This window comes from Streptomyces sp. UW30, from assembly GCF_008042075.1.
Lineage (GTDB): Bacteria > Actinomycetota > Actinomycetes > Streptomycetales > Streptomycetaceae > Streptomyces.
The window spans coordinates 1-11,739 of sequence record NZ_RDBN01000049.1 but is presented as its reverse complement, the minus strand read 5'-3'; the positions used below and the strand labels follow the sequence as shown (position 1 = coordinate 11,739).

The following is an 11,739-nucleotide window of genomic DNA, read 5'->3' as shown; positions in this document are numbered from 1 at the left end:
CCTTGACCCCGTCCATGGAGCGCCGCTCCCGCGTGACCTGCAACGGGTGATCGGGCACCCGAAAAGTGGTGGCGCTGACGTCCGCCTTATCGCCTTTTGGCACACTGTCCGGATCCGAACGGCCGGTGAAGGAGAACCCCACATGTCGATGGTCGGCAGCCTGCGCAAAGTCGCGAACCTGGCGCGGCGCACCCGCCGTCGCCGCGTGGACCTCAGCCACCCGGCCCGCTCCCCGCTCGGCTCGACGGTGGTCAACTGTGTCGTCTATCAAGACGGCGTCCGCCGGCCCGGGAGGGACTCCGTGGAGGAGGCCGTCCGCCAGGTCCGCAAGCGCCGCGGTGGCTTCGTCTGGCTGGGCCTGCACGAGCCGAGCGAGGGGGAGTTCGCCGGGGTCGCGGAACTGTTCGGCCTGCACCCGCTCGCCGTCGAGGACGCCGTACACGCGCACCAGCGCCCCAAGGCCGAGCAGTACGGCGAGGTCCTGTTCTCCGTCTTCAAGACCGTCACCTACGTCGAACACGCCGAGCTGACCGCGACCAGTGAGGTGGTGCACACCGGCGAGATCATGGTCTTCACCGGCCCCGACTTCGTCGTCACCGTCCGCCACGGCCGGCACGGCTCCCTCGGTCCCCTGCGTGAGGACCTCGAAGCCCACCCGGAGTTGCTGGCCAAGGGCCCCTCCGCCGTCCTGCACGCCATCGCCGACCACGTCGTCGACGACTACGTCACGGTCGCCGGCGCCGTCCAGAACGACATCGACCAGGTCGAGGCCGACGTCTTCTCCCCGCACAGCCCCCGCAACGCCGATGCCGGACGCATCTACCAGCTCAAGCGTGAACTCCTGGAGCTGAAGCGGGCAGTGGTGCCGCTCGCGCGCCCCCTCGACCGGCTCGCCACCGAACCCCGAGCCTGCGTGGACAAGGAGATACAGACGTACTTCCGGCACGTCGCCGACCACCTCACCCGCGTCACCGAGCAGATCCACGCCTTCGACGCCCTGCTCGACTCCATCCTTCAGGCCCACCTCGCGCAGGTCACCGTCGCCCAGAACGAGGACATGCGCAAGATCACCGCCTGGGCCGCGGTCATCGCCGTACCGACCATGGTGTGCGGTGTCTACGGCATGAACTTCGACCACATGCCGGAACTGCGCTGGACCTTCGGCTACCCCCTCGTCCTCGGCGTCATCGTCACCGCTTGCTTGGTCCTGCACCGCAACTTCAAGCGCAACGGCTGGCTGTGACAATGACTGCCTGAATTCACAGTTCTCTGAGCTCCTGGTCGGCCTGGTCCTCAACGCCACCCTCGGCTGGGCATGGCCGACCCCATCGCCGCCCTCGTCATCGCGGGCATCGCCGTCAAGGAAGGTCGCGACGCCTGGCAGGGCAAGGGCTGTTGTGCGCCCGCGGCCGCTGTGGTGCCTGTCGCCGACGCCGAGGCGGGCGACGCGTGCGGCTGCGGCCCCCGCTGTGCCTGCCGCGACTGACCGCCCATGTACGCCGAACGGGCCCGCCTTCCAGTGATGCGCGCCTACACCTCGATGTGCGCGCCCATGATGACAGTGCGGTCGCGGGGCAGGCTGAAGTGCTCGGCGGCGTCGGCCGTGATGTAGGAGGTGGCGATGAACAGCCGCTTGCGCCAGGGCGCCATCGTCGGTGCCTCGCCGCGCCGGAGTTCGATCTTCGACAGGAAGTAGGACGCCTGGTCGAGCTGCAACGGCCCTTCCGTTTCGGCCGGGTCGAGCAGGGCCAGGCTGCCGGGCACGTCCGGTGTCTCCATGTAGCCGAACCGGGCGGTGACGTGGATGATCCCGTCGTCGCCGTAGCCGAGGTCGTCCACGACGACCCGCTGCTCGGCCGGGACACGGGGCACCGGCTCGGTCTTGATGGAGAGGATCACGACCTGCTCGTGCCGCACGTGGTTGTGCTCGACGTTGGCCCGCATGGCGAGGGGCGCGGTCTCCTTGTCCCGGTTCAGGAACACGGCCGTGCCGGGGACCTGGCGGGCTCCGGCCTCGCCACTGCGGAGGTCGTCGACGAACTCGGGCAGCGACCCTTCGGCGCGCGCTCGTTGTTCGGTGACCAGTTCCCGGCCCCGCTGCCAGGTCGTCATGACGGTGAACGCGGTGAGTCCGATCAGCAGCGGCAGCCACGCGCCGTGGACGAGCTTGGTCATGTTGGCCGCCACGAACAGCAGGTCCACGACGAGGAGCGCGCCCCCGCCGACGGCGAGCAGCCACTTGGGTGTACCCCACTTGGCTCGGGCGACGTAGAGGAACAGCAGGGTGGTGATGGTGATGGTGCCGGTGACCGCCATGCCGAAGGCATAGGCCAGCTCCGCGGAGCTGCGGAAGGCGAAGACCAGGGTGAGGACCGAGACCATCAGCAGCCAGTTGATCCAGGGGACGTAGATCTGACCGATGGTGGATTCGGAGGTGTGGGCGATGCGCAGCCGCGGCAGGTAGCCGAGTTGGGCCGCCTGGGAGGCGACCGAGTAGGCGCCGGTGATCACCGCCTGGGAGGCGATCACGGTCGCCGCCGTCGCCAGGATGACCATCGGCCAGCGTCCCCAGTCGGGCACGAGCAGGAAGAACGGGCTGCTGATGTTGTCCGGATCGTCGAGGATCAGCGCGCCCTGGCCCATGTAGCTGAGGACACAGGCGGGCAGGACGAGGAACAGCCAGCCCCGGGTGATCGCCCGGCGGCCGAAGTGCCCCATGTCCGCGTAGAGCGCCTCGGCGCCGGTGACCGCGAGCACGATCGCGGCCAGGGCGAAGAAGGCGGTGCCCCAATGGCCGAACAGGAAGCCCAACGCGTACGTCGGTGACAGCGACTTGAGGATGTCCGGGTGGTCGGTGATGCCGACGACGCCGCAGGCACCGATGGCCACGAACCAGAGGATCATGACCGGCCCGAACACCCGGCCCACCGCCGCGGTTCCCCGGCGCTGCACCAGGAACAGCATCACGATGATCACCGCGGTGATGGGTACGACCGCGTCCTCCAGGGACGGCTGGACGACCTTGAGCCCTTCGACCGCGGACAGCACCGAGATCGCCGGGGTGATCATGCTGTCGCCGAAGAACAGTGACGCGCCGAAGATGCCGAGTGCGGCCAGGACGACGGCGGCTCTGCCTCCGCGCTGTGCGTTCCACCGTCGCAGCAGGGTGATGAGCGCCATGATGCCGCCCTCGCCGTCGTTGTCGGCGCGCATCGCCAGCAACACATAGGTGACCGTGACGATGATCATCACCGACCAGAACACCAACGACACCACCCCGAACACGTTGTCCGTCGTGACCGGGACGGGGTGCGGGTCGCTCGGGTTGAACACGGTCTGGAGCGTGTAGATCGGGCTGGTGCCGATGTCGCCGAAGACCACGCCGAGAGCGCCGATGACCACCGCCAGGCGCACCGTGTCGCGCGCGCTCGGCCGGTGGGTCTTCAATGCCTGCGACGCGGCTCCGTCATCCGACTCGGTTCCCTGCCGGTGATCGGCCATGGCGCTCCTCCTCGTACGAGCCGCTGAGCTGCGGACCCGGGGCATCGGAGCGGACGATACCGACCCCATGGCGCAACCGTCGGTAGGGGCGCTGCTTCCTCCAAGGGACCGCTGGAGTGTCGGCGCCGCCGAGCTGTGCACGCACCTGCCAGGGCAACGGCGCCGAGAGCAAGGCCGACGCCGAGCACCGGCTGGAAGTCGGCGGGCCCTGTGCCGCCTCCGACGGTCCGCCCCGACAGCGGCCGGCCGACGGCGACTTGTAGCGCGGCGACTTCCAGCTGTGCAGACCCATGCAACATGCGGCGGCGGCACAGCGACACAGGGCCGTCTCGCGCTCGCGTGTGCGCGAGCTGCGGTCAGGAAGCCACGCGTACGGCAGTTCGGTGGCGCCGGTGAGGTAGTCGTCGGCGAAACGCGTCGGATGACGCCGTGGGCGTGGAACGCCGCCCCGAGGGAGGCCGGCGGCCCCCGGAGCGCACCAGGCAGGCATGTTGACCGCCCTGCTGGACGAACTCGCCCAGATGCTCCTGTGATCCGGAGGCCCGCCGCTCACTCCCCGGCTACCCGAGAGCGGTGGACGCGCCGGAGGCTGAGGAGTTCGGCGACGGCCTCCAGCCAGCGGGCGGCCTCCTCGTCGCCGTCGACCCCGCCGGCGGCGGTGGCCGCAGACTCCAGCCACGCGCGCACCATGGACACCGCCTCATCGCCCGGCACCGGCTCGCGCAGCTCAGCCGCGTACCGGACACCCCCGCTGCGTACCACCTTGGCGAGGAAGGCCACCGCCCGCGGCTGGATGCCGAGCCGGTCCAGCAGGACGGCGGCGCCCACCGCGCCGTCGCCGAAGAGGGCGGTGCGGTGTGGTCCGGCGAAGGAGAGGCCGTAACGCAGCATCGCCGGGATGTCCGACTGTGCCAGCTCGTCGTCGGTCCGGCCGGGGGGCGAGGTCTGCGGCGCGGAGGTCATGGCTTCCCCACGGTGACGGTGTACGTGTGGATGGTGGCTCGGTACTTCTCGTCGGGGGTGGGGCTGCCGCTGGGGACAGGGGACGGGGTGACGGGACCGCCGGCATCGCCGCCGCCGGCGCAGGCACCGTGCGGGCACTGGATGAGCCGGATCTTCGTCGTGCCCGGACCGACGGCCTTGAAGTCGAAGAAGTCCGTTCCGCTCCCGCTGCCGACGGCGTCGTCGTCGGCCTCGATCTCCTCCCGCTTGTCCGTCTTCCGGACGACATCAGGGTCGGGTTCCGGCGATGTCAGGTACCACCATTCCCCCATCGCGGTCTCGACCGGAACGGACAGCGTGAACTCCTCCCCCTCATCCACCTGTATCTGCTTCTCACCCAGCTCGTAGGTGTCCGGCCCGGTGAGGCCGCAGCCCGCGAGCGCGGTCATCAGCAGGGCGGGAAGGGCGAGTCGGCGCAGGGCGCTGGTCATGACGCTCACTTATCGGTCGGCGGGCAGGTGGACGGCATACGCGTCAGGCATGCGAGAGTCGGAGGCCTTGTCCATGTGGCCGTTGACGAAGTCGTCCTCGCTGACCCAGGTCGTTTGGCCCCACGGGTTGTAGATCTGCAGCATGTCGCCCTCCTGGCCGATCACCATCATCTGGTGTCCGTGCCGGCCGTCCTTGTCGTACCCCTCCACTTCGATGGGGACGGGTTTGCCCTCGGCAACGGACTTCTCGATGTCCGGCAGCACGTCACGGCGCTCGTCCGCACCGCGAACCTGCTGGTACTCGTACTGGCTGCCGGTGTGCGGGCTGATCTCGTCGTTGGCGATCTCGTTCTGCCCGTCGCTGTCCATTCCATCCGGAACGTCGGACCACCAGTGCGCGTCGTCGCCGTCGCCTTCCTCGTGCATGCGCAGCTGTTCGTCGTGGAGACGGTCGCGGAAGGCATCGGGGTCGTTCTCCTGCCCGGACGGTCCGCCGGTCAACTCCAGGGCGTAGACGGGATCGACCATGGCGCGGGCGGTCACGGTGCTCGACGGCACACAGGTGTTGCCCTCCTGGGACCATTTCTCGTCGCCGAACCACTGGTAGTCGGTGTTCTTGTTCGACCCGTCCGCGTTGACCCCCTCGCCCACCTTGCTGTCGCCGGCCGTGACGATCGGGCTGAGATGCTGCTGAAGCCAGGACGGGTCCTTGTCGTGGATCTTGTCGCGGAACTGGCCGACCTCGTCCACGTCATATCCCGCGGCCAGCGCCTTGACCAGATACGCCCGCTCCTGCGGCGTCTTGGCCTCCGCGAGCATCCGCTCGAAGCGGGCCTCGTCCTGCGCGTTCATCTTCTCCATGAAACGGCCGGAGCGTTCGAGGTCGCCCGCGGTGAGGAGTTCGTTCTGTTCCTGCGGGCCCCCGGCCACGCCGACGTCGGCGAGGACGAGGCGGTCGGCGGCGGAGATGTTGTCGGTGTGCATGCGCCCGGCACGGGCCTCGGCCGCGTACTTGTTCAGCTCCCGCGCCGCCGCCCGCACCGCGTCGTCCGCCTCCTGCGCGGCGTAGTAGAGGAAGTTGGCCCCCGTTCCCGCGATCTCCTGGGCCCGCTTGCGGTCGGCTTCCTCGGCGTCCTTCTCGACCATGTCGTCGAAGAAGCCGTCCTCGCCGCCGAGTATCGTGCGGGCCTTCCGCAGCTGCTCGCGGCCGTCGGCGTCCTTGGACTGGGCGGAGGTGAGCGCGTCAGAGAGGTCGTAGAGGGCCTTGGACGCCTTACGGAACGCCTCGGCCATCTGCTCGGCGGAACGGCCGGCCGCCGCCACCACCTCGGCCGCCTTGGCGCCGGTGCTGCCCACCCACACCGACGGAAGCCCTGACGCTGCGACATCCTCGACCCGGTGCTGTACGTCCGCGGCATTGTCGGCCTGGCCCTTGTAGCGCTGGGCGATGGCGTCCAGGGTGCTCGGGGAACCGACAGGCGCGGAGACACCGAGGAGATTGCCGATGGCCTCCAGGACCGCGTTCTTGCTGTCTGCCGTCGCGAGGTCTCCCGTGTAACGGTCGATCTTTTCCTTGCGGTCGGTGGTGGATTCGCCTGCGTCAGCCATGTGGTGGGAGCCCGCTGTCCTTGCTCAGGTGTCAGGTGTCAGGTGTCAGGTGTCAGGTGGAAGCAGACACGTCGGCCGCGTGCAGCGCGGTCGCCGGTGTGTCGGTCTGTGTGGCGTGCGCCGGTCCGTCAGTCGAAGTCGGCGAGGCTCGGCGGAGGCGTGCCCGGGGTGGGCTGGGTGCCGATGGGCGGCCCACCGAGGGCGGCGGGGCGCGCGCCCGGGGTGAGGCCCGTGGTCATCCCCGGGTGGGCGGCGGCGGGTGCGGGCATGGTCGTCAGGCCGTCGTTCGCGCCCGCGGAGTGCAGCGCGACGATGGTTTCGTGGTCGGCGCTCTCGTAGTTCTGCTGGGAGATGCTGACTTTGTCCGCGAGTTCGTGCAGCGCGGCTTCGAGCGTCTTCGCCTCGGCCTGCCAGGCGGCGGCGAAGTTGTCGTATGCGGGGCCGGAGTCCGAGCCCCCGAGAGCGTCCGGTGCGTAGCACATGGGGTCTTCCACGGCCTTGCGTATGACGCCGACGTCGTCGCCTGCCCGGTCGAGCTTTCCCGCCTCGCCGTCCATGCCGCTCGCGTGAATCCTGTAGCCGTCCGAGCCCGCACCGGCCATGTTCCCCGCCCCCTGATCTGAACGGCCGAACACCCCCGTCGCGGTCCGTGCCTTCTGGCCGGAAATGATACCTGACCTGGTGTCATGAGCACGTGGTCTCACGGGCCGCTGTCCGGGCCGGACTTCGCCACACTCAAGCAGATCTCACAGAGCAGGGCCTGAAACGTACGCCGGCAGCGCGGGCAGCAGAGCCACGCATTGGCTCCAGAACGGGTCGGTCAGTGATGTGCATGCCAGCTGCTGGCTGATCTCATCGATGGCGGCCAGTGCACGGCTCGGTCGTGACGCTCGTTTGACGCTCTGGAGCTCCCGCCGAGGCTGACCCAGGGCATTCACCGCTCACTGATCGCGTCCTCTGTCACAGCGCCGGCAGACGCAGGGCCAGCAGGGCCACGTCGTCGGTGCTGCCGGGCGGCATACGGGCGAGCAGTTGGTCGCACAGCGTGTCCAGCGGTACGTGGGCGAGCGCGAGGGCGTGGCGGCGCAGCCGGTCCAGGCCGGTGTCGAGGTCGCTGCCGGGGATTTCGATCAGGCCGTCGGTGTAGAGCAGCAGGGTGGAACCCGGCGGCAGGGGGTGCGTGGCGTCCGGCCGGCCCACGCCGGTGTCCACGGGGGCGCCCAGGATGAGTCCCTGTCCGGCTTCGAGGTACTGCGCGTGTCCGCCGGGGGCCAGGAGGAGAGGCGGCGGATGTCCGGCGCTGGTCCACCGCAGTGTCCATGGGCCGGTGTGCGGGTGGCCCTCGACCTGTGCGAGGACGAGGGTGGCCATGGGGACGGTGGTGATGGCGGGCATGGCGTCGTCGAGGCGGTCGACGACGGCGCCGGGCGGTCCGGTGTGGTCCCAGGCCAAGGACCGCAGGATGCCGTGCAGTTGGGCCATCCCGGCGGCCGCGGTCAGGTCGTGGCCCACGACGTCGCCGATGACCAGCGCGAGTGTGCCGTCCTTCAGCTCGAACGCGTCGTACCAGTCGCCGCCGACCTGGGAGCCGGCGGGGGCGGGCTGGTAGCGGGCGGCCAGCCGCAGACGGCCGGGCTGGGGCGGCGAGGCGAGCAGGTTGCGCTGCATGGCCTCGGCGACGGCGCGCTGGCGACCGAACCGCCGTGCGTTGTCGATGACCAGACCGACCCGGCGGCCGATGTCGCTCACCACCTCCAGGTCGGCGGCGTCGAAGGGGTGCACCGGATCAGTGCGCACCACCGTCAGGGCGCCGGTGATCTGCCGACTGGAGCCCAGCGGGACCGTGATGGCGGACGTCGCGCCCACCGACCGCAGGAAGTCGCTGTGGGTAGTGGCCAGGGGAGAGCCGGGCGGTGCGGTCGTCTCCGCCTCGTTGTGTGCGTCGTGTGCGTCGTGTGCGTCGTGCGCGTCCTGTGCGCCCTGCGCGTTCCGCTCGTTCTGCTCGTTCTGCAGCACTGGATCACCTCCGTGCAGCACCTGGACTAGAGCTGAGCGGTCCGCCTCCGCGGTCTCGGGGAGGCGCTCGCGCCCGCCCTCCAGCCCTGCGTCCCGGCCCGCGGGGCCGGTCACCGCCACCCTGTGGACCTGCCCGGAACCGGTCCGGAGGTCCACCGCCGCCCAGTCGGCGAGGCGAGGAACCAGCAGGCGGCCCAGCCGGGCGAGGGCATCGTCGGTCTCCAGGGTCTGACCCAGTACGTCGGTGATCTCCGCGACCAGCGTCAGCCGCTCGTTGAGGTCCTCCAGAGCACTCGTATAGGCCGCACGCTCCCGGCGCGCGCTGCGGTCGCCCGTGATGTCGGTGAACAGCACGGCCATGCCCTTGAACGAGCCGCCGTCCGTCAGGGGAGAGGCGGACCACGAGATCGTGACCAGGCGACCGTCACCGCGCACGTAGCTGTCGCCCTCCCCGCGCGCGGCGGCCCCCTCGGCCAGCGCCCGGAGCAGCGGGCACTGCTCGCGCAGGAGCGTGCCGCCGTCCGTGTCCCGGTGCAGCAGCTCGTGCGCGTCCTTCCCGCGGATCGCGCGGGTGGCTCGGCCCAGCATCCGTTCGGCGGCCGAGTTGACGGCGACGATCCGGCCGGACGGATCCACCACCATCAGGGCTGTGCTCAGCTGCTCGACGACCTGCCCCCAGAAGTCCGGCTCGGCCGCCGGCCACGACCGCCCCTCACCTCCCGCACCGGGGAGCGCATCCTCCACCACGCCGCCCTCCAGCCATGGCAGCCTCCCACCGAAGACCGCGGACGCATCAGGGGAACCGACACATCAGTACCGATGGTCCCCTGACGGGAACCCGCTCGCACGGCCGACACGAGATCCTGCTCGCCCGCCTCTGCCCTGATGGACGGGGCTTTCCGTGCCGGCCCGCCGGCGTTGGGCGCCGCCGGGTCAGCCGTGATCCTCCTCCTCGGCCTCCATGATCCGTATTCCCTGATGTGTCAGCGTGACCGTCGCGGGTGTGTCTCCGTGGGCCCAGCGGACCGTGACGAGTCCTTCGCCCACGAGATAAGTGCAGGCCGCGGCCAGATCCTGCTCAGGGATCGCCAGATCGTCACGCAGCTCGGCCCCGGAGACATCAGGAAGGCCTCTGCCTTCCATGCCCTCGTACAGGACTTTCATGATCGCTTCACGGTAGTTCTTCCGCTGGTGCAGTGTTGCCATGGTCGCCACCACCCGTGCCGACCCGAGTACCTGCCCACGACCAGTGGGTTTCATCGGGGGCTCTGTCCGTGTGAACGCGATGCCGCTTCTGAAACAGACGTGGTTGTCGCACGGGCGGGAGTACGGTGGACGGCACGAAGACTTTTCGTATGCCGGAATTTCCGACCGGCCCCGGACCGTCGTCTCGTGTTCCGGAATTCTCCGGACCATGTGCCTTCCACCGCACGCCACCGTCCTCACATGGGCAGCCCGTGACCCCGGCCGCGCATCCGCATCCAGGCCGAGGAGCCAGGTATGCCCTTCAGTCCGAGCACGTCCACGACGGTCACACCGTCGGATCCCGCCCCGTCGCCTCCGGGCTACGACGGGACGTCCCCCTTCCCGCCGGACGGCCCGGCGCCCGCGCGCGACGGCGGTGAGCGGCTGTACGTCACGGTGACGGCGGTGATCGTCATCCTGCCGTTCGTGGCGATCGGTCTCGCCGGCTGGCTGCTGTGGGGGAGTCTCATCCGTCCCGCCGACATCGTGCTCGCCGTCGTCCTGTACACGATCACGGGCCTCGGCGTCACGGTCGGCTTCCACCGCGGCCTCACCCACGGCGGCTACCGGGCCGTCCGCCCCGTGCGGATCGCGCTCGCAGTGGCCGGATCGATGAGTTTCCAGGGCGACGTCATCGGCTGGGTCGCCACCCACCGCCGCCACCACGCCTTCACCGACCGGCCGGGCGACCCGCACTCCCCGTACCGCTACGGCACGCATCTGCGCGGCCAGCTGCGTGGGCTGATCCACGCGCATGTGGGCTGGCTGTTCCGCAACGACCGGACGCCGCCGGAGCGTTACGCCCCCGACCTCCTCGCCGACCGCGACATCCGCGCGATCGCCCGCGCCTTCCCGGCGCTGTGCGTCCTCACGCTCGCCCTGCCGTTCGCGGTGGGCTGGGCGATCGGCGGCAGCTGGTTGTACGGCGTAACCGCCCTGCTGTGGGCGGGACTTGTGCGCATCGCGCTGCTCCACCACGTCACCTGGAGCGTGAACTCCCTCTGCCACATGATCGGTGAGCGCCCCTTCCGCACCCGGCGCCACGACCGGGCCACCAACCTGTGGCCCCTCGCCCTGCTCTCCTTCGGCGAGAGCTGGCACAACCTCCACCACGCCGACCCCACCAGCGCCCGCCACGGCGTCGACCGCGGCCAGCTCGACCCCTCCGCAGCCGTCATCCGGCTCCTCGAACGCCTCGGCTGGGTGCACGACGTGCGCTGGCCCACCGCGGACCGGGTCGCCGCCCGCCGCGCCTGACACCGGCCACACGCCTTCCCGTCTCCCTCTCTTCCACCTCCGCGGCACGGCGCTCGACAGGAGCTTTCATGACCACCGCACTGCAACCCCCGCTTCCCTCCCATCCCCTCCTGCGCATGCGCCTGGCCCCGCACGCCGGCATGCCCCGGCCCATCGACGGAGCGTGGTGGCCCCGTTCGTACGATCTGCTGGTCGAACTCCCCCGGCTGCTGGCCGGGTTGCCGCGCGCGTGGGGTCACATCACCAGCGTCACCGTCAACGGGGCGACGTGGTCCGCGATGCCCGGCCGGATGCTCGTCGTCAACGAGGTCGTGCGACTGCGCAGGACCGTGGCGGCATCCGCCCCGCACACGATCGTCCTGCTTGCCCCCGGCCGGGGACGCTGGGACCTGCTGGTCGTGCCTCCGGATACGACTGAGGAGGCCGCGGAACCGCTCATGGCAGCCGCCGCCGGCGATCCCGTGTGACGGCACCCGCCCTTGCGCTGCCCGGCCGCGGCGGGCGACGCGCCTCGCGTGCAGTCATATCCCGACCGTGCGTTGCTGATTCCGGCCGTGTGACGGGAAGGCACCGCCGCTCCGGTCCTTCCCGGCCCGCGCCCTGCTTCCGTGGCGCGCCCGTTCCGCCGTCATGAGCGCGGTCGCGGTCTTCGGCGGACCGGTGTCCGCGCTCGCGGCGG

At 70.3% G+C, this 11,739-nt stretch carries 11 protein-coding genes; 4 read left to right on the top strand and 7 right to left on the bottom strand.

Annotated elements, in window-relative coordinates:
* The first annotated feature begins 142 nt into the window (after positions 1–142).
* Positions 143–1,243, top strand: a complete 1,101-nt coding sequence (locus EAO75_RS33155) for a magnesium and cobalt transport protein CorA (protein ID WP_147998873.1) — start codon at positions 143–145, stop codon at positions 1,241–1,243.
* A gap of 72 nt (positions 1,244–1,315) precedes the next feature.
* Positions 1,316–1,486: a hypothetical protein gene (locus EAO75_RS33150; protein WP_410092505.1), complete on the top strand. Its 171-nt coding sequence runs from the start codon at positions 1,316–1,318 to the stop codon at positions 1,484–1,486.
* A 44-nt stretch (positions 1,487–1,530) separates the two neighbouring features.
* Here the strand turns inward: EAO75_RS33150 and EAO75_RS33145 are convergent, their stop codons facing one another.
* The 7 genes from EAO75_RS33145 to EAO75_RS33115 form a co-directional block, all read right to left on the bottom strand.
* On the bottom strand, positions 1,531–3,501 hold the full coding sequence (locus tag EAO75_RS33145; protein WP_147998872.1) for a potassium transporter Kup: 1,971 nt from the start codon (positions 3,499–3,501) through the stop codon (positions 1,531–1,533).
* Between the two features lie 549 nt (positions 3,502–4,050).
* Positions 4,051–4,464: a hypothetical protein gene (locus EAO75_RS33140; protein WP_147998871.1), complete on the bottom strand. Its 414-nt coding sequence runs from the start codon at positions 4,462–4,464 to the stop codon at positions 4,051–4,053.
* Complete coding sequence (locus EAO75_RS33135) at positions 4,461–4,934, bottom strand: protease inhibitor I42 family protein (RefSeq protein WP_147998870.1); 474 nt, start codon at positions 4,932–4,934, stop codon at positions 4,461–4,463. Before EAO75_RS33135 ends, EAO75_RS33140 begins: the two co-directional genes overlap by 4 nt.
* Before the next feature lie 9 nt (positions 4,935–4,943).
* The gene (locus EAO75_RS33130; protein WP_147998869.1) at positions 4,944–6,542 is read right to left on the bottom strand and encodes a peptidoglycan-binding protein; all 1,599 of its coding nucleotides are present in this window, start codon (positions 6,540–6,542) and stop codon (positions 4,944–4,946) included.
* Between the two features lie 128 nt (positions 6,543–6,670).
* Positions 6,671–7,144, bottom strand: a complete 474-nt coding sequence (locus tag EAO75_RS33125; RefSeq protein WP_147998868.1) for a hypothetical protein — start codon at positions 7,142–7,144, stop codon at positions 6,671–6,673.
* Positions 7,145–7,502: 358 nt separating this feature from the next.
* Positions 7,503–9,305, bottom strand: a complete 1,803-nt coding sequence (locus EAO75_RS33120; RefSeq protein ID WP_261989521.1) for a SpoIIE family protein phosphatase — start codon at positions 9,303–9,305, stop codon at positions 7,503–7,505.
* A gap of 186 nt (positions 9,306–9,491) precedes the next feature.
* Complete coding sequence (locus EAO75_RS33115; RefSeq protein ID WP_147998866.1) at positions 9,492–9,764, bottom strand: hypothetical protein; 273 nt, start codon at positions 9,762–9,764, stop codon at positions 9,492–9,494.
* 294 nt (positions 9,765–10,058) lie between these two features.
* Here EAO75_RS33115 and EAO75_RS33110 point away from each other — a divergent pair, with 294 nt between their 5' ends.
* Both EAO75_RS33110 and EAO75_RS33105 read left to right on the top strand, forming a co-directional pair.
* Positions 10,059–11,060, top strand: a complete 1,002-nt coding sequence (locus EAO75_RS33110) for an acyl-CoA desaturase (protein WP_147998865.1) — start codon at positions 10,059–10,061, stop codon at positions 11,058–11,060.
* A gap of 68 nt (positions 11,061–11,128) precedes the next feature.
* Positions 11,129–11,527 carry a DUF5994 family protein gene (locus EAO75_RS33105; protein WP_147998864.1) on the top strand — a complete coding sequence of 133 codons (399 nt, stop codon included), beginning with the start codon at positions 11,129–11,131 and terminating at the stop codon, positions 11,525–11,527.
* Positions 11,528–11,739: the final 212 nt, after the last annotated feature.